This window comes from Kitasatospora sp. NPDC094016 (assembly GCF_040304045.1).
Lineage (GTDB): Bacteria > Actinomycetota > Actinomycetes > Streptomycetales > Streptomycetaceae > Kitasatospora.
In genome coordinates this window covers 350,882-375,371 of record NZ_JBEOUK010000003.1, presented here as the reverse complement: position 1 = coordinate 375,371, position 24,490 = coordinate 350,882, and the positions used below count along the sequence as shown (strand labels likewise).

Annotated in this window: 18 protein-coding genes; 1 reads left to right on the top strand and 17 read right to left on the bottom strand. The window is 72.8% G+C overall.

Annotation, left to right across the window (positions count from 1 at the left end; translation table 11 throughout):
- Positions 1-97: 97 nt before the first annotated feature.
- Positions 98-334, bottom strand: a complete 237-nt coding sequence (locus tag ABT015_RS05175; RefSeq protein ID WP_350876923.1) for a hypothetical protein — start codon at positions 332-334, stop codon at positions 98-100.
- Positions 335-544: 210 nt separating this feature from the next.
- On the opposite strand from ABT015_RS05175, the gene ABT015_RS05170 reads away from it, so the two are divergent.
- Entirely contained in the window at positions 545-1,390 is an 846-nt protein-coding gene (locus ABT015_RS05170; RefSeq protein ID WP_402446845.1) for an HAD family hydrolase, read from the top strand.
- A 29-nt stretch (positions 1,391-1,419) separates the two neighbouring features.
- Here ABT015_RS05170 and ABT015_RS05165 read toward each other — a convergent pair whose 3' ends face one another.
- The 16 genes from ABT015_RS05165 to ABT015_RS05090 form a co-directional block, all read right to left on the bottom strand.
- A complete protein-coding gene (locus tag ABT015_RS05165) occupies positions 1,420-2,310 on the bottom strand; it encodes a phosphate ABC transporter ATP-binding protein (protein WP_350876919.1) in 891 nt (296 codons plus the stop codon).
- A gap of 38 nt (positions 2,311-2,348) precedes the next feature.
- Entirely contained in the window at positions 2,349-3,260 is a 912-nt protein-coding gene (locus tag ABT015_RS05160; RefSeq protein ID WP_350876917.1) for a class E sortase, read from the bottom strand.
- Positions 3,257-5,122, bottom strand: coding sequence for a substrate-binding domain-containing protein (locus ABT015_RS05155; RefSeq protein ID WP_350876915.1), 1,866 nt, complete (start codon positions 5,120-5,122; stop codon positions 3,257-3,259). The genes ABT015_RS05160 and ABT015_RS05155 overlap by 4 nt, the downstream gene beginning before the upstream one ends.
- 38 nt (positions 5,123-5,160) lie before the next feature.
- Positions 5,161-6,456, bottom strand: a complete 1,296-nt coding sequence (pstA, locus tag ABT015_RS05150) for a phosphate ABC transporter permease PstA (protein WP_350876913.1) — start codon at positions 6,454-6,456, stop codon at positions 5,161-5,163.
- Between the two features lie 43 nt (positions 6,457-6,499).
- Positions 6,500-7,531 carry a phosphate ABC transporter permease subunit PstC gene (pstC, locus tag ABT015_RS05145; protein WP_350876910.1) on the bottom strand — a complete coding sequence of 344 codons (1,032 nt, stop codon included), beginning with the start codon at positions 7,529-7,531 and terminating at the stop codon, positions 6,500-6,502.
- A 410-nt stretch (positions 7,532-7,941) separates the two neighbouring features.
- Complete coding sequence (locus ABT015_RS05140) at positions 7,942-10,506, bottom strand: hypothetical protein (RefSeq protein ID WP_350876908.1); 2,565 nt, start codon at positions 10,504-10,506, stop codon at positions 7,942-7,944.
- A gap of 327 nt (positions 10,507-10,833) precedes the next feature.
- Positions 10,834-11,418 (bottom strand): hypothetical protein, encoded by a 585-nt coding sequence (locus tag ABT015_RS05135; RefSeq protein ID WP_350876906.1) that lies wholly within the window; start codon positions 11,416-11,418, stop codon positions 10,834-10,836.
- A 228-nt stretch (positions 11,419-11,646) separates the two neighbouring features.
- Positions 11,647-12,687 carry a PstS family phosphate ABC transporter substrate-binding protein gene (locus ABT015_RS05130; RefSeq protein WP_350876904.1) on the bottom strand — a complete coding sequence of 347 codons (1,041 nt, stop codon included), beginning with the start codon at positions 12,685-12,687 and terminating at the stop codon, positions 11,647-11,649.
- Positions 12,688-13,008: 321 nt separating this feature from the next.
- Complete coding sequence (locus ABT015_RS05125) at positions 13,009-13,413, bottom strand: hypothetical protein (protein ID WP_350876902.1); 405 nt, start codon at positions 13,411-13,413, stop codon at positions 13,009-13,011.
- Positions 13,403-13,825 (bottom strand): hypothetical protein, encoded by a 423-nt coding sequence (locus ABT015_RS05120; protein WP_350876900.1) that lies wholly within the window; start codon positions 13,823-13,825, stop codon positions 13,403-13,405. The genes ABT015_RS05125 and ABT015_RS05120 overlap by 11 nt, the downstream gene beginning before the upstream one ends.
- A 273-nt stretch (positions 13,826-14,098) precedes the next feature.
- Positions 14,099-15,907 (bottom strand): sensor histidine kinase, encoded by a 1,809-nt coding sequence (locus ABT015_RS05115; protein ID WP_402446831.1) that lies wholly within the window; start codon positions 15,905-15,907, stop codon positions 14,099-14,101.
- Between the two features lie 162 nt (positions 15,908-16,069).
- A complete protein-coding gene (gene cydD, locus ABT015_RS05110; protein WP_350876897.1) occupies positions 16,070-19,585 on the bottom strand; it encodes a thiol reductant ABC exporter subunit CydD in 3,516 nt (1,171 codons plus the stop codon).
- Positions 19,586-19,589: 4 nt separating this feature from the next.
- Positions 19,590-20,615: a cytochrome d ubiquinol oxidase subunit II gene (gene cydB / locus ABT015_RS05105; RefSeq protein WP_350876894.1), complete on the bottom strand. Its 1,026-nt coding sequence runs from the start codon at positions 20,613-20,615 to the stop codon at positions 19,590-19,592.
- A 19-nt stretch (positions 20,616-20,634) separates the two neighbouring features.
- The gene (locus ABT015_RS05100) at positions 20,635-22,179 is read right to left on the bottom strand and encodes a cytochrome ubiquinol oxidase subunit I (protein ID WP_350876892.1); all 1,545 of its coding nucleotides are present in this window, start codon (positions 22,177-22,179) and stop codon (positions 20,635-20,637) included.
- A 439-nt stretch (positions 22,180-22,618) separates the two neighbouring features.
- A complete protein-coding gene (locus tag ABT015_RS05095; RefSeq protein WP_350876890.1) occupies positions 22,619-23,983 on the bottom strand; it encodes an oxygenase MpaB family protein in 1,365 nt (454 codons plus the stop codon).
- A gap of 16 nt (positions 23,984-23,999) precedes the next feature.
- Complete coding sequence (locus tag ABT015_RS05090; protein ID WP_350876888.1) at positions 24,000-24,206, bottom strand: hypothetical protein; 207 nt, start codon at positions 24,204-24,206, stop codon at positions 24,000-24,002.
- Between the last annotated feature and the right edge of the window lie 284 nt (positions 24,207-24,490).

Here is a 24,490-nt window from a genome sequence, read left to right as displayed (position 1 = left end):
CCCTCAAACGCGCCCAGCACCGCAACTGGCCACCACCAATACCGGCAACCGTCACGATCACCCAGCCGGCAACAACCTAAAGTCACCGGCATTGGGCCTAAGGGTGCGGGCGGGTGCGCTGGGCCGGGAGGCGGGGCTCGGGGGCGCGGCGGGCGATCTCGGCGAGGGTGTGGAAGAGGACGTCGCCGAGCAGGACCGGCTCGCGGGAGGCGTCCGGCGAAACGTCCGCGGAAGCGTCTGCGGAAGCGCCTGCGGAGACGTCCCGGGAGCCGGCCGGGGAGGCGGCGGGCGGGATGGTCGGGGGAGGCTCGTCTCGGAGCTGGCGAGTGGGCATGGCTCTTCCTGCCGACGGGGTGGCCGTGCACACTCCTGCCCGTCGCGCCCCGGGGACACCCCGGCCGGCGGGCGAATAGGCCGGAAACGGCGCCTCGGGGACCGAAAGCCACAGGTCCGGCGGGTCGGCGGCCCGGTCCCGCCGGTTCGGCGTCGCGGCGCCGCGGGGCCGCGACGAGGTCCGTCCGCGCCGGTGACCGGTGTGGCACCGATGGGCGAAGATGGACCGGTGACCGAAGCCCGTACCGCCCCCCGCCTCATCGCCACCGACCTGGACGGCACCCTGCTGTGCGCCGGCGGCACCGTCAGCGAACGCACCGCCGCGGCCCTGGCGGCCGCGGAGGCGGCCGGGGTGCAGGTGGTGTTCGTCACCGGGCGGCCGCCGCGCTGGATGCAGCAGGTGAGCGCCCACATCGGCGGCCACGGGGTGGCGATCTGCTCGAACGGCGGCGCGGTGGTGGACGTGCGGCGCGGTGAGCTGCTGGAGTCGTTCCCGCTGCCGGTGGAGACCACCCTGGCGGTGGTCGAGGTGCTGCGCGCCAAACTGCCCGGCACCGCGTTCGCCTTCGAGTACCCGGACGGGTGGGCCCGCGAGCCCGAGTACGCGGTGCCGATGTGGGGCGACGACCTGGAGCACGCGGTCGGCCCGGCGGAGAAGCTGCTGAGCGCCGGCGGGCCGGTCCGGGGCCTGTTCAAGCTGCTGGCCAAGCACCCCGACCTCGACCCGGACACGTTCCTCACCCAGGCCCGGGAGGTGGCCGGGCACCTGGCCGAGATCACCCGCTCGGCGCCGATCCCGCTGCTGGAGATCAGCGCGCCCGGCGTCACCAAGGCCAGCACGCTGGCCCGTTGGTGCGCCGGGCACGGGATCGACCGGAGCGAGGTGGTGGCCTTCGGCGACATGCCGAACGACCTGGAGATGCTGGACTGGGCCGGCACCGCGTACGCCGTCGCCAACGCGCACCCGCAGGTGCTGGCGGCGGTGCCGCTGCACACCGTGAGCAACGAGCAGGACGGCGTCGCGGCGGTGCTGGAGGAGCTGCTGCGGCTGCCCTGAAGGCGTGCCGCCGGAGCCCTGGACAGGGCCTAGCCGAAGCGGCCGTTCACGTAGTCGGAGGTCCGCTGGTCGCGCGGGTTGCCGAAGACCTGCGCGGTCGGCCCGGCCTCCACGATCCGGCCCGGGGTGTCGTGGGTGGCCAGGAAGAAGGCGCAGGTCTGCGAGACGCGCTGGGCCTGCTGCATGTTGTGGGTGACGATCACGATGGTGAGCCGCCCGCGCAGTTCGGCGATGGTCTCCTCGACCCGCCGGGTGGAGGTCGGGTCGAGCGCGGAGCACGGCTCGTCCATCAGCAGGATGTCCGGCGAGACCGCCAACGACCGTGCGATGCACAGGCGTTGCTGCTGCCCGCCGGAGAGCGCGCCGCCCGGGGTGTGCAGCCGGGTGGAGACCTCGTCCCAGAGCCCGGCGCGGCGCAGGCTGGTCTCCACCAGGTCCCGGCGCTCCTCCTTGGAGACCTTGATCCCGGCCAGCTTCAGGCCGCTGGCGACGTTGTCCTGGATGGACATCGCCGGGAACGGGTTGGGCCGCTGGAACACCATGCCGATCCGGCGCCGCACCTCGGCGGGGCGCCGGCCGGGGCGGTAGACGTCGTCGCCCTCCAGCAGCACCTCGCCGGCGAGCGCGGCGCCGCGCACCATCTCGTGCATCCGGTTGAGGATCCGCAGGTAGGTGGACTTGCCGCAGCCGGACGGGCCGATCAGCGCGGTGACCTCGCCGGCCGGCATCGCCAGCGAGACCCGCTCCAGCACCTTGCGGGCGCCGAACCAGGCGGAGACCTCCCTGGTCTCCAGCCCGGCCAGCGGCTCGCCGCCGGGGTGCGGGGCCGGCGGCAGCGGCGGGAGGGTGAGGGTGTCGGCGGCCGGGTCGGTCGCCGGGGTGTCGACCGTGCCCAGGCCGGTGGTCGGGGTGTCGGTCATCGGTGCATCCGTCATCGGTACGGCCTTCCGGGCGCGCTTCAGTAGAGGTTGGGCAGCAGGGCGGCGGCGTTCTCGTAGACCGCCCAGAGCAGCGCGCCGAGCACCGGCGCGAGGCTCAGGTAGGCCGCCGAGGCCCGCCAGTACCGGGCCAGCAGGAGCGCGCCGAGCACCGCGCCCAGCAGTCCGAGCGACCACAGCTGCAGCGTGGCCAGCGCGCCCTTGTCGGCGGCCAGCGCCTTGTCGTACGGGACGGTCCGGGGCCGGCCGCCGGGGTTCTGCTCGGGGTCGCCGTCCAGCCGGGCGCCGACCATCACGGTCGAGCCGGGGATCCAGTCCGAGTCCCCGGTGACCAGGACGAGCCGGTTGCGGGCCGGGTCGGTGATCGGGTGGTCGCCGTCGCCGTACACGTTGACGGTGTAGGTGAACTTGCCCTGCCCGGTGGTGGCCTCGATCTTGTCGCCGACCCGGAGCCCGGACAGTTCGGCGAAGGGCGCGCCGAAGGTGGCGCCGCGGCCGAACAGCACCGCGACGCCGCCCTGGCCGGGCAGGGCGGTGTCCCGGCGGTGGCCGGGCCCGCGCATGAGGTCCCGGCCGGTGGTGCCCTCGACCACGACGGCCTGGTGCAGGCCGATCGCCGGGATGTCCAGCAGGGCCACCGGGGCGCCGTCGGCGGCGGCCCCGGTGGGGGCGACGGCCCGGGCGAGCTGGTCCCGGAAGGTCTTGTACGCGGTGGACTGGAAGTGCCGTTCCTGGACGTGCGAGAGCGTGAACAGGTAGCCGACGAAGCCCAGCACCAGCGCGGCCAGCAGGCTGGCCACCCGGGCGCCCTGGAGGAGGCGGCGCCGCGCGGGGGCGGCGGCGGGCCCGGCCGCGGGGGTCGCGGCGGGCGGGCCCGCGGGCGTGGCCGGCCGCGCGGGGGCGGCCGGCTTCTCCAGCACCGGGGCGGTCACGAGGCGCCGTCCGAGGACTTGCGCCGGCGCAGCAGCCGCCGGCCGAGCAGCGGCGGGACGAGCACCACGGCGAGCAGTTCGAGGGCGGTGAGCGTGCTCAGCGTCCAGTCCTCGGGCCTGCCGGCCACCTCGACCACGTTCGCCGCGACCTCGGTGCTGCCGCCGCGTCCGCGGGCGACCACCTGGCCGGTCTGCGGGTCGACCACGTCCTCGGTGCCCGGGTCGCCCGGTGCGGCGTCAGCCGCGTTCGGGTCCGTGCCGGCCGCGCCGTCGGCCGCCGCGGCGCCGTCGCCGGTGCCGCCGGTGCCCGCGCCGCCACCGCCCGTGCCGCCGGCGCCGCCGGCCGCACCACCGCTCGTACCGTTGCCGGTCCGGCCCGTGCCACCGCCGCTGCCGCCGCCCGTACCGCCCGTACCGCCGCTGCCACCGGTGCCGCCGGCCGCGCCGCCGCCGGTGCCGCCGCTGCTGGAACCGCCGGTGCCCGAACCGGACTTGACCGCCTGGCCGCCCTGCACGGTGCAGTCCAGCGGAGCGCCCTGCTTGTCGCAGGGGCTGGGCTGCGGCGCGTTCTTGAGGACGGTCAGCTCACCGGCGGAGTTGAAGGTCGGGTTGGCGCAGTTGGACAGGGTGTCCGGGTCGACCGGGCTGGCGTTGCCGGGGATGCTCCTGGTCTGCAGCAGGCCGCCCTTGACCAGGCCGCGCGGGATCGGCGAGTAGCCGAGGCCGTCCGCCTCGCCCTGCCCCTCGCACAGCACGTAGGCGAGGAAGCGGCTGAGGGCACTGCCCTTGTCGTTGTTGAAGCGGGGCGGCGGGGGCAGCGCGGCCCCGGAGCGCGGCACGATCACGTAGCTGTAGCTGGAGATCGGGTAGGAGCGCGGGTCGTCCATGGTGTAGACGCCGTCGAGGTTCTGCTGCAGGTAGTTCGGGTCGGACACCGGGGTGTTGTCGTCGACGCCGCGGATCTTCGCCGCGGTGAGCGCCACGGCGACGTTGGAGGCGGTCGGCAGCGAGTAGTAGCCGGCCTGGTTGAGCACCTTCACGACCGGCCAGTTGCTGCGCTTGGCGAAGGCGTACTCGTCGTAGCCGATGGTGCCGAGGCCGGAGGAGGCCTTGATGTAGCCGGCGACGACGTCCGAGCCGTTCTGGGCGACCATCCGGCCGGACGGCGGGAAGAACTCGGTGTAGTCACCGCAGGAGACGCCGTTGACGGAGGAGCAGTACGCGTCCCACTGGTCCTTGTGGGTGTGCTCCATCCAGCGGGTGAACTGCGCGGTGGCGCCGGAGCCGTCCGAGCGGACCACCGGGGTGATCGGCAGGTTGGGCAGCGTCTTGCCGTAGTCGGCGGTGATCTTCGGGTCGTTCCAGTTGGTGATCTTGTTGGTGAAGATGTCGACGACGGTCTGCGGCGAGAGTCGCAGGTCGCGGACCTGCTTGCCGCCGACCACCAGGTTGTACATGAAGGTGGTGCCGCCGGCGGTGATCGGCACGTACGAGAAGCCGTAGGTCGGCTGCTCCGCGCTGCCCTGGCCGTTGCGGCGGCCCGCGTCGTTCACACCGGCGTCGGGCGTGGTGCGGAACGGCACGTCGGAGGCGGTGAAGTCGTTCTGCCCGAGGGTCCAGGAGTTGCGGCCGGCTGCCGAGCCGACCGGGTTGAAGCTGATCTGGATGCCCTGCGACCCGACGTCCTGGCGCCACTGGTCGATGGCCGGACCGGCCCAGCTGGAGCCGTCCGCGCTCAGCGCGACGCTCGCCGCGAAGGCCCGGGAGCCCGGCCCCAGCAACGGCGCGGCCGCGAGCAGCAACAGGGACATCAGCAGGGCGAGCGCGCGGGCCACGGGGCGGCCGGCAGCCTCCCACGACATGGGGACTCCTCTGGGACGGAGGGTGGTTGGGTGGGTCATCAGCTGTTCCCGGGGAGTGGGACGGCGGTGGCCGACGTGTGGGCGGACGCGGTCCGCGCCATCGCCGGACGGACGGTGTCGGACGGCCGGGCGGCTCGTGCGGCGGCCTCGGCGCGCCGCGCCTCCAGGTCGATCCGGCGCTTCTGACGCCTGGTCAGCTCGCCCGGCTTGCGGCCGCCGAGCACGCGCGCGGTGACGAAGAGGATCAGCACCAGGACCATCAGGGTCAGTCCGGCCGCGAAGGCGCGGGCGACCATCTCGGGGTAGGGCTGCTTGACGTAGTTCCAGATGTACAGCGGCAGCGACACCTGGTGCTCGTGGAGCGGGTCGGCGTTGAACTGCGAGGTGAAGCCCGAGGTCAGCAGGACCGGCGAGGTCTCGCCGACGCCGCGCGCCATGCCGAGCACCACCGCCGTCACCAGACCGGGCCGGGCGGTGGGAAGGACCACGTTCCACACCGTGCGCCACTGGCTGCCGCCCAGCGCGTACGAGGCCTCCCGCAGGGTGCCGGGCACCAGCCGGATGACCACCTCGGCGGCCCGGGTGACGATCGGCATCATCATCACGGTCAGCGCCAGCGAGGCCGCGAAGCCGCTCTTCTCGAAGCCGAAGGTGATGATGAAGACACCGAGGATGAACAGGCCGGCCACGATGGAGGGCAGCGCGGTCATCGCCTCGACCAGCGTCCGCACCGGGCGCGCCAGCCGGCCGCCGACCTCGGACATGAAGATCGCCGCCGCGATGCCCAGTGGCACCGCGAACAGCGTTGCCAGGCCCAGCTGTTCGAGCGAGCCGACGATCGCGTTGAGCGCGCCGCCGGAGGTGATCGGGGAGAGCGCGGCGGTCCGCTCCATCGACTCGGTGAAGAAGTTGAGGTGCTGGGCCGCCTCGAAGCCGCGGCTGGCCACGTAGCCGATCTGGTCGACGATCAGCGCGACCACCAGCAGCCCGGAGCTCCAGGAGGCCACCGACACCAGCCGGTCGCGCACCATCAGCCTGCCCCACTGGAGCCGGCCGAGCGCGAAGTAGCCCGCCAGGAACAGCAGGTACCAGCAGACCAGGAAGCCGAACGCGCCGCTGAACGGCAGCACCCGCTCGTACAGCGCCCAGTTCAGCGCCAGCGAGCCGACCAGTGAGCCGGCCACGGTGAACACGTCCTCGCGGGTCACACCGCCGAGCCGCACCTTGGTCTGGGAGCGCGGTGGCGCGGCCTCGGCAGGTGCCTCGGCGGGGCCGGAGGGCGTCGGACCTCCGGGCCCGGACGCGGCGACCGGTGGCAGGTCGAGCGTGGTCATCGGGTCGTCCCTTCGACGCGGTGGGTCATGTCGGTACGCCGCCTCAGTCCGCGGTGGAGGCCCCGGAGCGGGACCGGTTGATCACGAAGCCGGCCGCCACGTTGACCAGCAGGGTCAGCGCGAACAGCACCAGGCCGGCTGCCATCAGCGCGGAGAGCGAGAGCGCGTCCGACTCGCCGAAGCGCAGCGCGATGAGCGCCGAGATCGAGTTGGCGCCGTTCTCCAGGATGTGCGTGATGGTCTTGAAGCTCGGCGAGACGATCAGCGCGACCGCGATCGTCTCGCCCATCGCCCGGCCGAAGCCCAGCATGATCGCGCCGATCACCCCGCCCTTGCCGAACGGCAGGACCACCGCGCGCACCATCCCCCAACGGGTCGAGCCCAGCGCATACGCGCCCTCCCGCTCGCCCTGCGGGGCCTGGGAGAACACCTCGCGGCTGAGCGAGGTCACGATCGGGATGATCATCAACGCGACGACCACGCCCGCGATGAAGGTGGAGGAGGTGTAGGAGGTGCCGATGTCGCCGGTGCGCACCTTGAGGAAGGGGATCGTGTCTCCGAGGTGGTTGGTCAGCCAGCGGACGAAGCCGATGATGCGCGGCTGGAGGAAGAACAGCCCCCACAGGCCGTAGATGATGCTGGGGATCGCCGCCATCAGGTCGATCAGCGAGATCAGCGCCGCCCGCAGCCGGACCGGCGCGTACTCGGAGATGAAGATCGCGGTGAAGAGGGCGACCGGGACGGCGATCACCAGGGCGATGACGGCGATCAGCAGGCCGTTCGGCAGGACGGCCGCGATGCCGAAGTTGTGCGCGGCGGTCTGCCACTTCTGCTCGGTCAGGAAGGACCAGCCGACCGCGCGCAGCGCGTCCGTGCCCCGCAGGATCAGGAAGAACGCGATCATCCCCATGATCGCGAAGACCGAGAGCCCGGCGACCCGCAGCACCCCGCGGAACACCCGGTCGCCCGGGGTCGCGGGGGCGGTGATGGTGCGCGGGACGTCCCGGTCGGGCCCGTGGCCGGGTTGGCCTGGCACCCCGGCGTACGGTGCCGCTGGCTCGGCGGCGGATGTCATGGTCTGCTCTCCGTGCTCGGGTGCGGGGGACGGATCCGGTGCGTACCCATTCGGCCAGCCACAGGTGGCCGGATCGGGTCGTGCGTGTGTACGAGGGCCCAACGCGGCACCTCGGTGGCGGAGTTGGGAACTCCAGATGGCCGGGCCGGACCGGCGGATGACGGGTCTGTGCTGGGGCTTCTCACCCAAGTCCTCTGATGTGGAAGGAATTTGCCTTCGATCACGCGCGGCCGGGCCATTGGCCGATTCCATCCCGAGCGCAACGCGCGTTGACTCCAGGCGACTTCAGCCAGGCGACTTCAGCCAAGCGAAAACGACTCGGCGGGGCCGAAACGGCGGCCCCGCCGAGTCGTGCTTCGGTGATTCTGTTGTGTCACCGCGTCAGACCGTCGCGGACGACGGCCGGAGCGTCACGGACGGCGGCGCAACCGCGACCAGCCCTTCCGCACCTCCGCCAGCGCCCGCGCCCCGGCGGGCGTCCCGCCCAGGAAGAGGACCGCCGGACCGCCGACCAGCAGCACCAGGCCGCCGATCAGCGCGACGGGCAGCAGCAGCCGCGCGGCGCCGGAACGGTCGGGCGCCGGAGTACCGGCGGCGACGGGCGCGACGGACAGCGGCTTGCCGGGCGTGCTGGGCGTCGCACCGGGCTTGGCACCCGCGCCGGCACCCGCAGCCGCTCCGCCCGCCGCGGTTCCACCGGCCGCCGTTCCCGCTCCACCGGACGCGGAGCCCGCACCGGTGCCGGACAGGCCACCGGTGGAGGAGCCGCCGGACCCGCCGGACGCCTGGTCCCCGGTCTCGCCGGAGGCCGCGGCCCCGCTCCCGCCGGACGCTCCGCCCTCACCGACCTGGGTGACCGGGGCGACGCCCTGCCCACCCCCCGTACCGGAGGCCGGCGTCGAACCGTCGCCGCCGGTCGCGGGCGGGTTCGGCGGCGCGGCCTGGTTGCCGGGCAGCTTGGCGTCCTGCGCCTCCAGGTGGCCGATCGCGTCCCCGGCCTGGGTCCGCTGGGCGGCGGTCAGGGCGAGGAAGCCGGGGGCGAGGTGGCCGGGCTCGTACCCGTAGACCTGGCCGGTGGTGGTCACCGCGCGCATGAACTTGGTCATCGCGGCCACCTTGCCGGCCGCGACGTCCTTGGTCGGGAGCATCGCGTACTGCACGGCGGTCAGCGGGTAGGCCTTCTGGTCGCGCGAGAGGGCCGAGTCGGACGCGCCGTACGGCAGGGACTGCACGCCGGTGGCCTGGTCGACGGTCATGTCGGCGACGGCCGCCTGGAAGCCCGGGCCGTCCGGCGAGACGAAACCGCCGGCCGGGTTGAGCAGTTGGGCCTCGGGCAGCGAGTAGGCCTTCGCCTCACCGGTGTCCATGATGGCGAACAGGGTCCGCTTGCCGATCTTGAGCGGCGGGCACAGGTCGTGCGAGCCGTCCGACTTCGTGTCCCCGTTGACGCAGTTGGGCTGGTTCCACAGCACCTTGCGCACCACGTCGTTCAGCCCGGTCGAGATCGGGTTCCACTCGAACTGCTTCCAGTTGCGCTTGGCGTCCTCCTTCGCGTCCGGGATCCCCGAGGAGTCCTGCCGGACGAGGGAGTCGGTCGGGTAGCCGGAGAAGGCGGGGCGCAGGTAGAAGCTGTCCACGTGCATGCCCCACGGGTCGGACTCGCCGTCCAGGAAGCGCACCGCGTCCGGGTCCGAGGCGATCCACGACGTCAGCTGGTACGTCATGTCCGCCGTCCCGCCGAACACCGTCGGGGTGGTGTTGTTCGAGAGGCAACCGGTGGGCCAGGAGACCGTGCCGTCCGAGGGCAGCGGGTTCAGCTTCTGGAACTCCGGGTCGTCGAAGATACAGATCGGGTTGCCCTTCACCGACGGGATCGCGGCGCCGGGCGAGGCGTAGGACTGCGTGAGCAGCTTGGCCAGCAACCGCGCGTTGAGCTTCATGCTCCTGATCTGCCGACCGGTGTTCGGGTCGTCCACGACGAACACCACGGAGATTCCCGAGGTCGCGATCGGCGCGTACACGTACGGGCGCGGTGGCGGCGCCTGGGTGTCCGGCCGGGACGCCAGCGCCATGTCGCCGCCGCCCGACAGGAAGTCCGTGCGGGCCTGCGCGTCACCGTTCGCGAAGCCGTACGTGAGCGACATCGGCTCGGTGCCCTGGCACAGCCCGGCCTGCCACTGCGCCATCGCCCGCTTGGCCGGTTCGAGTCCGGCCACCCGGAAGGCCGCGTGCTGGTCCGGACAGGCCGCCGCCGTGGGGGCGAACTCCAACGGCACCACCGCGCGGCGCTCCCAGGAGCACTGCTCGGACGTCTTCATGTTCGTGTAGCGGTTGATGGTGCCGTTGAGCTTCAGGTCGGACGCCATGCCGAAGTCCAGGTCCAGGCTGTGGTTGTCACAGCCGAGGACGCCCTTGCGGGTCTTGTCCGCCCAGGCGATGGAGTCGCCGCCGTAGTTGGGCTCGACGACCAACGAGCACGGGTGCTTGTCGTCACAGCCCAGGGTGGGGCTCTGGTCGGCCGTGTAGAGCTCGAGGTCCGCGAAGCCCGAACCGTCCGCGCCCGTGATCGAGACGACCATGTTCGACGGGTAGTCGGGGAAGGTCGTCCCGGGCGCGGGCGTCTTCTGCTGGAAGCCCGCCGCCGCGTCGGCGTTGTACAGGGTGCTGTCGTAGCAGTCGGTGACCTTGGGGTCAGTGCCCCGGCACTGGTACACCCGCACCTGGTAGAAGGGCTGCTCGCTGCGCGGCGCCGGCCCGTTCAGCCAGGGGTCGCCGTTGGCGTCCGAGGTCGGGGTGAACCCCTTCCAGCTGACGTGCACCACCTGGTTGACCAGGTTCTTGGTCTGCGCGACGCTCACGCTGCCCTCGGGGCCGTACACGCCGTCGTTCGGCTGCCACACCTTGGGCCCCGGCACCGTGACGGCGGAGTCCTCCGCCACGGCCTGCGGCAGCGCCCCCAGGCCGATCGGCAGCACGCCGACAGCGACTACCGACGACCACACCATCGCGAGAGCGGGCAGTCGGCGGCGCCAACGGCCCAAGGGTCTCCGGTCGGGCGGTCGGACTCTCATGGCGGGCACCTCCGTGCGATTGCGCGCCGCCGGGAGCCGCGGCGCAGGGGATCGGGCATCGAGCGGCCGACGATTCCGGTACCCGTCCATTCGGCCAGCCGCAGATGGCCGGATCCGGTCGCCCGCGTGTACGAGACCACAACGCGGCACCTCGGTAGCGGAGTTGACGCCTCCACGGAAAAACAGGCCCGCGCCTGTCGGCACGGGCCTGGACCAACCTGCGGGCGGTGCTCAGCCGTTGAAGGTCAGCGCGAACGAACCGATCGCCTGACCGTTCGTGAAGAAGGAGGTGTTCAGCTTGCTGTCGAGGAACTGCGCACCCGCGGCGTCCACGGTGAGGGCGGAGGCGGTCAGCGACTGCGTGGTGCCGCTCTGCTCGGTCCGCTGGAGGCCGGCCGGCTTGAACAGCAGGACCGGGTCGGTGGCGCCGTCCGGCACACCGGTGAGGCGCCAGTCGTCGGCGCTGAACGCGAGCTGCTTGAAGAGCACGCTCTTGCCGGTGAAGACGTCGACGAACAGCAGGCTGCCGCCCAGCGTCGCGTTGCCGTAGTAGCCGCGCAGGTTCACGCTGCCGCCGGTCACCGGGAGGCTCGTCGCCAGGCCCGCGGTGGTGTTGTAGGAGACGCTGGCGTTCGGCAGCGGAACGATGAACACACCGTTTCTCGCCGCGGCCTGGAGGAAGGTGTTGTTCTCGGTCACCACGGCGCTGCCGGTGGGGACGGGAGCGGTGTCGGCCGCGGCCACGCCGCCGAAGGCGGTGACGGCGAGGACGACCGCGACGCCGCCGGCGAGGAACCGACCGGTGGTACGGGACATGCTGGGCTCCTTGGGAGAGGAAGGTTTCGCGCTGAGGGTGGAGAACCGGTCCGAGGGCCGGCCGACGGGTCCGACCGGAGCCGGCCCGTTCCCTTCGAGACGTCCCGCCGGTGGGCCGGCGGCCACGGGCGCGAAGCCCGTGGCCGCCGGATGGTGCGGGGTGGATCAGGTGCGGGGTGGATCAGGTGCGGGGTGGATCAGATGCGAGGTGAGTCAGGTGAGGGTGGATCAGGTGAGGGTGGCGACACCGCAGGCCGGGGTGGCCAGGAAGCCGTAGCTCGCCAGGTCGGCGGCGGCGACCGGGTCGTTGCAGATCCAGCCGTTGGAGCCGAAGATCGCCTGGAGCGCCTGGCCGTGCGCGTCGGTCGCCGTCCACTCGGTGTCGCGGATCACGTTGTAGACCACGCGGCCGAAGGAGGAGTTGGCGAACTTGGTGTTGATCACGTTGTTGGTGACCGGGGTCAGGGTGGCGCCGTTGACCACGATGTTGCGCAGGGTCAGGCTGCCGGGGGCGTCGGTCGCCGTGCCGTGGCCGCCGACGGTCTGGCCGAGGTAGTGGGCGACGGAGTAGGGGAAGACGACGTTCGGGTCGGTCAGGTTGGCGTCGGTGCCCTCGTTCTCCTCCGGGCCGGTGGTGACACAGGCGCCGGGGGTGGTCACGCCGATCGCACCCAGGAAGAAGGAACGCGTGCCGGAGTCGGCCTGCGGCAGGAACGGCTTGATGGTGGCGTTCGGCAGGCTCGCGCTGATCTGGTTCCAGTTGGTGGTGGTGCAGTTGTAGATCGCGGTCAGCTGCGCGGAGGTCAGCTGCGCCGGGGCGTTGCCGTTGCTCGGGGCGGACCAGCTGACGGCGTCCTTGGCGAGCGCGACGAAGTCCAGGCCGTGCGCGTCGGTGGCCGCCGGGCCGCGCGAGGAGCGGGCGAAGTCCACGGTCGCGCTGGTGTTGGCGACCAGGGCCTTGATGCCGGCGCCGGAGCCGTTCGGGCGGGCGATCGAGGTGGCACCGGTCTTGGTGGTGATCGGCGAGGTGCCGGTCGCGTCCCAGCTGTACAGGCGCGGCGCGGTGGAACCGGCACCCAGGGAGGCGTTGTAGTCGGCCGAGAACTGGTTCAGCAGGACCTGGATGGTGTCCGAGCCGACACCCACGATGTCCTGGGCGGCCGGGGTGACACCGGCGGCCGGGTCGGCGATGGCCGAGCCCGAGGCGACGGTGGCGAGGGAGGTCGCCAGGGCGGCAACGGTGAGCAGCTTGGCAGCGGTCTTACGCATGTTTCTCTTCCTCCGGTGGGAGAGACGTCCATCGCGTGAACCCGTGCTCTGGTTGGGAGCCCGGGGCCGGTGGCCGCGTCCGCTGCGGCCGCTCCGGCAGTGCAGATCCTGTCCGGCCCGGAGGTTCCGCCGGAAGGGAGGTCGAGGGCGGGTCGGGATTGTCGACTCATCGGTTCGACGAGGTTTAGCGACTGGTCAGCACGGGCGCGGCGGAGGGGGAAGGGGGTGGTCGGAGGCCGGTGACGTTCTTCTCCAGGTGGCGACTCGGGGTGTTGCCGGAAACCTGCGCTTCACCGGAACTGCACGTGGGCCCCGGCCGCCTCACAGCGGCCAGCGGCCGTCCCGACCGCCCCGCCGCAACTCCTGCCCCACCCACTGGAGCCCGGACAGGAAGCCCTCGGCGCCGGCCTGGCACTGGTCGCGCCGCAGGTAGCCGCGGGCGCTGCGCGCCACCGGCGCGGGCTCGACCGCCGACCGCCGGGTGCTGCGCGCCGGCAGGTAGGCGGACCACACCCACTGCCGGCCCTCGGACTGGGCCACCGAACATCGCAGGGCCGCCCGCTCGATCAGCAACACCCGTACCGCCTCGGCGAGTTCCTCCTCGCTGCGGTAGGTGCGCACGCCCACGCCGAGCGGCCGCCCGTTGGCGGCGCGCAGCGCCCAGCCCAGGCAGCGTTCGGGTGCGGGGACGATCAGCAGACGGGGGCCGCGCCCCTCAGCGGCCATCGGGGCGTCTCAACGAGACGGTGTTGCGGGGAAGTTCACGGCCCGGCAGGTCGCGAGCCGTCGGCCGCTCACGGCCGGATTGCTCACGAACGGGCCGCTCACGAACGGACTGGTCGCGAACGGGCCGGTCACGCGCGGGCAGCTCCCGGACGGGCAGGTCCCGCGCGGGCTGTTTGGCCAGCAGCACGACGAAGCGCCGGAAGGCGTTCTGGCAGGTCGCGTACCGCTCGTACGCGCGGCTGGAACGCACCTCGGGCAGGCTGCGCGACCCGGGGACGACCCAGACCCAGCCGATGCCGTCCCGGACGTGGGTGATCCGCGCGGTGAGTTCGGCGGCCCCGACGCGTAATCCGTCGAAGCCGCGCTCGGCCTCGCCGGGCGTCTCGAACATGGCGGCGGTGATGGCCACCACCCGGCCGTTCGGCGCCTTCAGCTGCCAGCGGTACCGCCCGTCCGGGGCGCGCTCCGTCCTGAACCCGCCTCGACTTGCCCCTGCTGCGGTGTTCCCGCGGCCAGACGCGTCCACTGCTCCCCCCGTCCGGTTACCCCTCCGAGACCGGTGCAAAGCTATGTGTGCACACGGACCCACGGAAAGCCCAGAACGTTCACAACTTGCGGTGTTGGTCGGGAAGTTCTCCCTCGTTTAACTTTCACCGGCCAACCGCCGAGGAGGATCGGGCCGGGTTCAGAGCCGGGCCGTCCAGCGGACCATGGTTCCCTTCCCGTACGGCCCGGCCTCGTGCCAGGCGGCGCCGCCGAGCGCCTCGGCCCGCCGGGTCAGGTTGAGCAGGCCGCTGCGGCGGCCGCCCGCCGGGATGCCGACGCCGTCGTCGGTCACCGTCAGCAGCACGCCCGGGCGCCCGCCCCGGTCCAGCGACTCCGGGTCGCCGCTCACCGGCCGGCCGGTGTCGTCCAGGTGGGCGGTCGCGTCGATCTCCACGCCGACCCGGGAGGCCCGCGCGTGCCGGGCCGTGTTGGAGAGCATCTCCCTGAGCGCGGCGAGCAGTTGACGGCCGTTCTTCTCCTCGACCAGGCTCTCCACCGGCCCGACGAAGCTCACCGAGGGCTTGAAGCCGAGCGCGGCCGCGGCCTGGCTGGCCTCGCGCAGCACCCGGGTGCGCAGGGTGTCGGGCGCGTCGCCGTGGTTGTCGTGCTGGAGGGCGTAGATGGTGGTGCGGACCTCCTGGATGGTGGCGTCCAGCTCGTCCACCGCCTTGCCGATGCCGACCCTCACCTCGGGCACCACGGACCGCCGGGCCGCGCTCTCCAGCATCATCCCGGTGGCGAACAGCCGCTGGATCACCAGGTCGTGCAGGTCGCGGGCGATCCGGTCGCGGTCCTGGAAGACGGCCAGGCGCTGCTGGTCGCGCTGGCCCTCGGCGAGCCGCAGGGCCAGCGCGGCCTGCGAGGCGAAGGTCTCGGCGAGCTGCTTCTCGGTGTCGGTGAACGGCAGGGCGCCGCGCGGGCGCCAGACGCAGAGCCCGCCGAGCACCCGCCCGGCGGCGACCATCGGGACGGCCATCGACGGGCCGAAGGCGCGGGCGAGCCGGATCTCCACGGTCGGGTCGCTGGACATGTCGTCCAGGTAGACGCTCTCCCCGGCGAGCAGCCGGGCCGCGAAGTTCTCCCTGGGCAGCAGCTCGCCCCGGACGAACTCGGCGGCCTCGCCGGAGGCGTGGGCGACCCGCATCTGCCCGTCGCCGTCCTCCGTCGGTTCGGTCGGGAGCAGGATCATGCCGAGCGCGGCGTCCGCCAGCTCCCGGACCTGCTCGGCCGCGACGGTGAGCGCGCTCTCGGCCTGGTCGGTGGAGAGCAGCGCCGTGGTGACGGCGGAGGCGCCGGCGATCCAGCGTTCCCGGCGCCGCCCCTCCTCGTACAGCCGGGAGTTCTCGATGGCGACGCCGGCCGCCGCGGCGAGCGCGTGCACCACCTGTTCGTCCTCGGGGGTGAAGGCGCCGCCGCCCTTCTTCTCGGTGAGGTAGAGGTTGCCGAAGACCTCGGCGCGGACCCGGATCGGCTCGCCGAGGAAGGTCTTCATCTCCGGGTGCTGCGGCGGGAATCCGGAGGAGCGCGGGTCGGCGCCGAGGTCGGCGAGCCGCAGCGGCTCGGGGCGGTCGATCAGCGCGCCGAGGATGCCGCGTCCGGCGGGCAGGTCGCCGATCTCGGCAGCGGTCTCGTCGTCGACGCCGACGTGGATGAAGTCGGCCAGGCCGGTGCGGCCGGGGGCGATCACACCGAGGGCCGCGTACCGGGCGTCGACGAGTTCGGCGGCGCCGGTGGCGATCCGGTGCAGGGTGGCGTGCAGGTCGAGCCCGGCGCCGATCGAGACCACCGCCTCCAGCAGCCGCTGCATCCGGTCGGTGACCGCGGCGGCCGACTGCAGGCGTTCCGCGACCTCGGTGACCAGGGTGTCCAGCCCGAGCGAGGCGATCTCCGGCACCCGATGGGGTGTCGGCTCGGGCGCGGCGGCGGAGGGCTCTGGCGTGGGGTCCATGCAGAAAGCCTAGTTTGTACGCTTTTCATCCGAAGGACGGCGCGACTTGGGAACCGCGCCCCGACCGGGCCCGACGAGCGGCCCTGAACAGGCTGGGCGGGCGGCCCCGACCAGGCTGGGCAGGCGGCCCCGCCCAGGCTGAGCGGGCGGCCCCGGCCGGGCCTAACAGGCGGCCCCGACCGGCTCCAGCAGCCCGTCCGCCTCCCGCTCCCGCCGCCACAGGGCGTGCAGCCGCCCGTCCCGGTCCGCGACCAGCTCCGACCAGCGGCCGCGCTCGGCGACCCGGCCGCCGTCCAGCACCAGCACCTCGTCGACCGTGGTGTCGTCCAGTCCGGCCAGCCGGTGGGTGATCAGCACGGTGGTGCGGCCCTCGGTGGCGGCCAGCAGGTCGGCGGTGAGCGCGTCGGCGGTGGGCAGGTCGAGGTGTTCGGCGGGCTCGTCCAGGACGAGCACCGGGAAGTCGGCGAGCAGGGCCCGGGCCAGTGCGAGGCGCTGCCGCTGGCCGCCGGAGAGCCGGGCGCCGTGCTCGCCGACCATGGTGTCCAGGCCGTCGGGCAGGGTCAGCGTCCAGTCCAGCAGCCGGGCGGCGGCGAGCGCGGCGCGCAGGTCGTCCTCGGTGGCGTCCGGCCGGGCCAGCCGCAGGTTCTCCCGCAGCGAGCTGTCGAAGACGTGGGCGTCCTGGGCGCACAGTCCGATCACCCGGCGGACGTCCTCGCCCGCGAGCGCGCGGCTGTCCACAGCCTGTGGACGGCCGTCGGCGAAGGTGACGGTGCCCGCGCTCGGCTCCAGGAACCGCAGCAGCGCCTGGGCCAGCGTGGTCTTGCCGGAGCCGGACGCGCCGACCACGGCGATCCGGCGGCCGGCCGCGAGGTCGAGGTCGACGCCGGCGAGCGCGTCCACGGCCTGCCCCGGGTGCCGCACGGTCAGTCCGCGCACGGCGACCGGCAGCGGCTGTTCGGGCAGCGCGGCGGGCGCGGCCGGCTCCGCGACGACGGCCTCGGCCTCCAGCACCTCGTCCAGCCGGGCCCGCGCGGCCCGGCTGCGCTGGCGTGCCTGGACGGCCAGCGGCATCCCGGTGACGGCCTCGAACGCGGCCAGCGGGGTGAGCACGACCACGGCCAGGCAGACCGGCGCCAGCGCGCCGCCGTGCACCCCCTGGACGCCGACGGCCGCCGCGGCGGTCACGGTCAGCCCGGTGAGCAGCGCGATCAGCCCGGTGCCGAGCGCGGTGGTGGCCGCCGAGCGGGCGGCCAGCCGGGTGAGCGCGGCGTCGGCGCCGTGGACGGCGGCGAGCCGGCCGGGCAGCGCGCCGGCCACGGTGAGTTCGGCGGTGCCGGTGAAGGCGTCGACGACGGTGGTGGCGAGCCGCCCGCGCTCGGGGGCCTGCCGCCGTTCGGCACCGGCCGACCAGCGGGCGGCCAGGGCGGGCACCACCGCGCCCGCGAGCAGCAGCCCGACCCCGAGCACGACCCCGGCGGCGGGCAGGAAGGCGCCCATCGCCACCGCCGCGGCCAGCGAGACCACGCCCGCCACGGCGGCCGGCAGCCGCCAGCGCAGGTGGTGGTCCTGGATCGCGTCGACGTCGGCGACCAGCCGGGAGAGCAGGTCGCCGCGCCGGAAGGCGGGCAGTCCGGCCGGGGCGAGCGCGGTGAGCCGCCGGTAGACGGCGGCCCGCAGGGTGCCGAGGGTGCGCAGCACGGCGTCGTGCGAGACCAGCCGTTCGGCGTAGCGGAAGACGCTGCGGCCGATGCCGAAGGCCCGTACCGAGGTGACGGCCATCATCAGGTAGAGCACCGGCGGCATCTCGGAGGCCCGGGAGATCAGGTAGCCGGAGGTGGCCATCAGCGCGACGGCGCAGCCGAGGGCGAGCGCGCCGAGCAGGACGGACAGCGCCAGCCTCGGGGTGGTGGCGGCGGCCTCGGGCTCGTCCTCCGACGTGGCGGGGGCGGGCGTCGGCCGCCCGCTGTGCGCGGGCCGCTCGACCGCGGCGAAGGCCGGAGCGGAGGCCGGGCCGGCGGCCGGGGCGGGCGCCCCCGCCAGCCGGACCCGCCGGTCGGCGACGGCCAGCAGCGCCGGCCGGTGGGCGACGATCAGCACGGTGCGCGCCGGATCCTCGGCGAGCGTCCGGACGGCGTCCACGACGGCGGCCTCGGAGGCGCCGTCCAGGTTGGCGGTCGGCTCGTCGAGGAGGACCAGCGGCCGGTCGTCGGCGAGCAGGACGCGGGCGAGCGCGAGCCGCTGGCGCTGCCCGGCGGAGAGCCCGGCGCCGTCCTCGCCGAGCGGGGCGTCCAGCCCGGTCACGAAGTCGAGCGCGTGCGCGGCCCGCAGCGCCGTCCACAGCTGCTCGTCGGTGGCCTCCGGGCGGTAGAGCCGCAGGTTGTCGGCGACCGTCCCGGCGAACAGGTGCGGGTGCTGCGGCACCCAGGCGATCTGCCGCCGCCAGCTCGCCGGTTCCAGTGCGGCCAGGTCGTGGGTCCGCCCGTCGGCAGCGGTGATCCGGACGGTGCCGGCGTCTGGGGCGACGAGGCCGAGCAGGACGGCGAGCAGGGTGGACTTGCCGGCCCCGCTCGGGCCGGTGAGGGCGGTGGTGGTGCCCGGGCGCAGGGTCAGCGCGGCGCCGTCCAGCGCGGGCTCGGTCCGGCCCGGGTGGCGCACGACCAGGTCGGAGACGGCGACGGCGGCCCCGGTGAGGGCGGGTGCGGGCACCGTGCCGGTGACGGGCAGCGGGGTCTCCAGCACCTGGAAGATCTCGTCGGCGGCGGTCAGGCCCTCCACGCTGGAGTGGTAGAGCGCGCCGACCTGGCGGATCGGGAAGTACACCTCGGGGGCGAGGATCAGGATCAGCAGCCCGGTCTCCAGGTCGAGCGTGCCGTCCACCAGCCGGAAGCCGACGGTGACCGCGACCAGCGCGACCGACAGGGTGGAGAGCAGTTCCAGCGCGAAGGAGGAGACGAAGGCGATCCGCAGGGTGCGCAGGGTGGCGCGGCGGTAGTCGGCGGTGATCCGGGCGATGGTGGCGGCCTGGGCGCGGGCCCGGTTGAACACCTTGAGGGTGGGCAGTCCGGCCACCACGTCGAGGAAGTGGTGCGAGAGCCGGGCCAGGGTGCCCCACTGCCGGTCCATCCGGCTCTGGGTGGCCATCCCGATCAGCACCATGAACAGCGGGATCAGCGGGAGCGTCCCGGCGATGATCGCGGCCGAGGTGAAGTCGGCGCCGACGATCCGCAGCAGCACGATCACCGGGACGACGACGGCGAGCGCCAACTGCGGCAGGTAGCGGGCGAAGTAGTCGTCCAGCGCGTCGACGCCGCGGGTGGCGAGGGTGGTGAGTTCGCCGGTGCGCCGGCCCGCCAGGTAGGCCGGGCCGAGCGCGGTGGCGTGGTCGAGCAGCCGGCGCCGCAGGGTGGACTTCACCCGGGCGACGGACCGGTGCGCGGTGAGTTCGGTGAGCCAGCCGACCAGCCCGCGCCCGACGGCCGTCAGGGCGAGCAGCAGCAGCGGCGTGGTCAGTTCGCCGAGGGTCGCCTGGCGCTGGAAGGCGCGGACGACGATCTCGGCGATCAGACTCGCCTGGGCGACCACCAGGGCCGCGCCCGCCCCGCCGAGGAGCACGGATCCGGCGAGGAAGGCACGGGTGGTGCGGGCGTACCCGAGGAGTCGGGGGTCGACCGGCTTCACGGCGTCAGTCCTGGTCGAGCGCGGCGGCCGGGGCATGCCCGGGGATGTGCTGGACGCCGATGCGCTTGCGGAACACCCAGTACGTCCAGCCCTGGTAGAGCAGCACGAGCGGGGTGAACACCGCGGCCACGATGGTCATCAGCTTCAGCGTGTACGGCGAGGAGGCCGCGTTGCTGACGGTCAGGCTCCAGCCGTCGTTGAGGGTGGAGGGCATGACGTTCGGGAAGAGCGCCAGGAAGAGCATCGCGACGGCCGCCACGATGGTCGCCCCGGAGAGGATGAACGCCCAGCCCTCGCGGCCGAGTCGGTTGGCCACCAAGGCGCCGACCAGGGCCAGCACGGCGATGACCAGGGCGGCCAGGCTGCGGCCGTTGCCGTTGTCGGCCTGCGTCCAGAGCAGGAAGGCCAGCGCCAGCACCGCCGCCGCCACGCCCACCCGCAGGGCGGTGGCCCGCGCCCGGTCGCGGATCTCGCCGACCGTCTTGAGCGCCGCGAACACCGCGCCGTGGAAGGTGAACAGGCTGAGCGTCACCAGTCCGCCGAGGAGGGCGTACGGGTTGAGCAGGTCCCAGAAGGTGCCGACGTAGTTCTTCTGCGCGTCGATGTCGACGCCGCGCACGATGTTGGCGAAGGCCACGCCCCACAGGAAGGCCGGGAGCAGCGAGGTCCAGAAGATGGCCTCCTCCCAGTTGCGCTGCCAGCGCGCGTCGTCGCGCTTGGACCGGTACTCGAAGGCCACGCCGCGCACGATGAGGCAGACCAGGATGATCAGCAGCGGGATGTAGAAGCCGCTGAACAGGGTCGCGTACCAGTCCGGGAAGGCCGCGAAGGTGGCGCCGCCGGCGGTCAGCAGCCAGACCTCGTTGCCGTCCCAGACCGGGCCGATGGTGTTGATCAGGACGCGCCGTTCGGCGGTGTTGCGGGCGAGCGGCTTGGTGAGGATGCCGATCCCGAAGTCGAAGCCCTCCAGGAAGAAGTAGCCGATCCACAGGACCGCGATCAGTACGAACCAGACGTCGTGGAGTTGCATGTCAGATCCCCTGTGGTCCTCAGTAGGCGAAGGCGAGAGGCTTGTCGGCGTCGTCGTCCGAGGACGGTCCGCGCAGGGTCGGGTCCTTGGCGGGGGGCTGCTCGGTCACCACCGGGCCGGCCTTGGCGTACTTCACCAGCAGCCGGACCTCGACGACGGCGAGGATCGCGTACAGCAGGGTGAAGGTGGTGAGGGCGCCGATCTGGGTGCCGACGCTCACGTTGGGGGAGACCGCGTTCGCCGTGGTCATCAGGCCGAAGACGGCCCAGGGCTGGCGGCCCATCTCGGTGAAGATCCAGCCGAAGCTGTTGGCGATCAGCGGGAAGCCCATGGTCAGGATGCCGATCCGCCAGCTCCACTTGGTGAGGAACGGACCCATCTCCCGTCCGGGGGTGAGCATCAGCCGGGGCACCTCGGTCTCGCCGGTGCGGAACTCGGGGCGCAGGAACTTCTTGCGCCGGGTGGTCCAGAGTCCGATCAGGCCGGCCACGAAGGAGGTCATCCCGAAACCGATCATGAGGCGGAAGCCCCAGTAGGTGACGAAGATGCTCGGGATGTAGTCCTTGGGGTCGCCGCCGTACTTGGCCGCCTCGGCGGCCGCGGTGTCGTTGATGCCGGGGACGGAGGAGTTGAAGTCGCTGTGGGCGAGGAAGGAGAGTATCCCGGGGATCTCCAGCTCGACCGAGTTGTGGCCCTTGCTGACGTCGCCGACCGCGAAGATCGAGAACGGCGCGGGCGACTGGGTGTCCCACAGGGCCTCGGCGGCGGCCATCTTCATCGGCTGCTGCTCGAACATGACCTTGGCGAGCGAGTCGCCGCTGAGCGCGGTGCCGGCGCCGAAGACCACAGCGAGGACCAGGCCGAGCCGCAGCGAAGTCCGCATCACGGCGGTCTTCTTGGGGTCGGCGCTCTCCGGCTTGCGCTTGGCCTTCCAGAGGTGGAAGGAGGCGATGCCGACCATGAAGGCCGCGCCGGTGAGGAAGGCGGCGGTCAGGGTGTGCGCCACCACGGTGAGGGTGGTGTTCTGGAACAGCACCTTGGCGATGTCGGTGAGCTGGGCCTTGCCGGTGACCGGGTCGATCGAGTAGCCGACGGGGTGCTGCATCCAGGAGTTGGCCGCCAGGATGAAGTAGGCGGAGAGCACGGTGCCCAGGGCGACCATCCACATGCAGGCGCAGTGGATCTTCTTCGGCAGCTTGTCCCAGCCGAAGATCCACAGGCCGATGAAGGTGGACTCGAAGAAGAAGGCGATCAGCGCCTCCATCGCGAGCGGGGCGCCGAAGACGTCGCCGACGAAACGGGAGTAGTCGGACCAGTTCATGCCGAACTGGAATTCCTGGACGATGCCGGTGACGACGCCCATCGCGATGTTGATCAGGAAGAGCTTGCCCCAGAACTTGGTGGCGTGGAAGTACTTCTCCTTGTTCGTCCTCACCCAGGCGGTCTCCAGCCCGGCCACGATGGCGGCGAGGCTGATGGTGAGCGGGACGAAGAGGAAGTGGTAAACGGTGGTGATGCCGAATTGCCATCGCGCGATGGTCTCGTGAGCGATTGCCAGTTCCACGTCGCCCTCTCTCCAACCGACCGGCCCCGTTGAAGGGCATGTTTCGGACAAACTTCATCTATAGCTGTAGACCGCTGCCCAACCACACAAGCTTGTCCGCTTGTGAACGTGAACACGTTCACAAGGAGCAGTATCCATCATCCTTACGAAGGAATCGCAGGCGGGGTGGGGTTGACACCTTCGGAACGGTGTGTAGCCGCACGTAGCTGGGCGTGGCCGTGTGTGGCCGCGTGTGGCCGTGCGGCGGCGGTGCAGTGGTGAATGCAGTGGCGGTGGGGACAGTCTGCGGAGCCGTCGACGGCCCTGACAACGAACGACCGGGCAGTCGGCGGAGCGATCTTGGCCGATCCGTCGCTTGACACGACGGCGCCCACGCCGTCGCGGACGGCGTGGGCGCCTGAAGGCACCAGCGGCCCCTGGCCCTGTCCTCGTCTCTCCGCTATGCCCGGCCGAGGAGCTGGGTGCCGGGAGTGGAGTCGGCGCGGGCGGTGAAGAACTCGGTGAAACCGTGCAGGAACTCCTCCACGGTGATCCGGCCGTCCCCGTCCACGTCCAACTGGCGGAACCCGTGGGACAGTTCGGCTGGATGGACGCGCGGGCCGCCGAACACCGCCCGGTACTCGTCCGCCTCCAGGAACCCGCTGCCGTCGGTGTCGGCGGCGGTGAACACGGCCCGCAGCGCGGGCAGCAGCCCCTGCTCCAGATAGGCCGGATCCCGGTCGCAGCCCGCGACGGTGGCCGCCACGAACTCCTCCCGGCTCACCTTGCCGTCGCCGTTCGCGTCCATCGCCGCGCGCAGCTGCTCCCACCAGCCGTCGAAGGCCTGGTACACCCGCGCCTCGGCGGCCTCGTCCAACTCCAGCTGCCAGCACACGTTGTGCGCCATCGCCCGCAGGTCGTGGACGGTGAGGAAGCCGTCGCCGGTCTGGTCCAGCACCTCGCGGAAGAACCGGTCCACCCGGGACCCACGCGCGTCCCGGCGCGGCGGACGCCACCGGGCCGGGGCACCGCCCTGCTCCGGGGAGCGGTAGCGCAGCCGGTCCGGCAGCAGCGGGACGACCGCGCCGGCGCCCCGGTGCAGCAGCCAGGACAGCAGCGCGGCCCGCCGCGTCCGCACCAGCCCGAACCGCTCCCGCACGGCCGGCGGCAGATCCGCCACCGTCAGCGCCGTGATCGCCCGCGCCACCACCACCCGCAGCACCCGCCACCCGGCGTCGCCGAGGAACCACAGCCGGCGCGGCCGCGGCGCCCCGCGCAGCATGTCCTCCAGCAGGTAGCGGGCCGCCTCGGTGAGCTCCAGCCGCTCGCGCGCCGCCCGGGCGAAGTACGCGGGCAACTCGGCGGCACTGGCCGGGAGTTCGCCCTCAGGCAGCCCGAAGGCCGCCACCGACCCGGTGAACTCCTGGTACGCCGACTCCAGTTGACCGTCATCGTACGGATCCCCGCCGAGGCGCCGCATCGCGACCACGCATTCGAACAGCGTCAGCAGCACCCACGCCCGGGTCGCCGCGTCCTCGGCGTCGTACGCCCGCCCGTCCGGCGCCGTCCCGCGGATCCGCTTGTGCGCCCGGTCCAGCCTCGCGACCTCCCGCCGCAGCGCCTCCCCGTCCTGGTAGAACAGCCGCCGCCCGCTCCCCAGCGTGTGCTCCACCCGCCGCCACGGATGCGCCTGGTACGTCGAGTGCTCGGCCATCCCGGCCCCCACCACCGGATCCGCCGCCTGCAACACCAACAGCCGCCACGCGACCAGCGCGATCCGCCACTCGGACAGGTCCCGCCGGAACGACACTCCGGGATCAGCCACCGGATCAACCACGGGATCAGCCACGGCGCTCACCGGTGACCTCCGGCCCGATCACGAACCCCTTGGCGGGGCCCTCGGTCGCCGTGTCGCCCGTCCCGCGCAGGTGCTTCGTCAGCGCCTTCCTGAGGCCACCTCCCACCGCTGCATGGCGGAGGTCGCCGATGACCGAGATGGTGATGCTGTCATCTCCGATCTCTGCGCGCGCGATCTTCGGGACGGCCATGGCCTTCCAGGCCTTCCACAACCTCTGATCAGGGTCCACAGCGATCTCCCGGTGCGTGAGTGGGCATCTGGACCATGGCACACGACCGAGGGGCCGATGGGGTGAACGGCGGGGGTTCACCCCATCGGGGCGTTTCGGGCCCGGAAACGCGAAACCGCAGGGCGGGCCGGGAGGGGGCCTGCCCTGCGGTTCGGGGTGTCGTGGGGTTCGCGCCCTCCTCCCGAGCGGGCGCGAACCGGGTGGATCAGGAGGAGGAGCGGGCCGGCTTGCGGCGGGAGACGTAG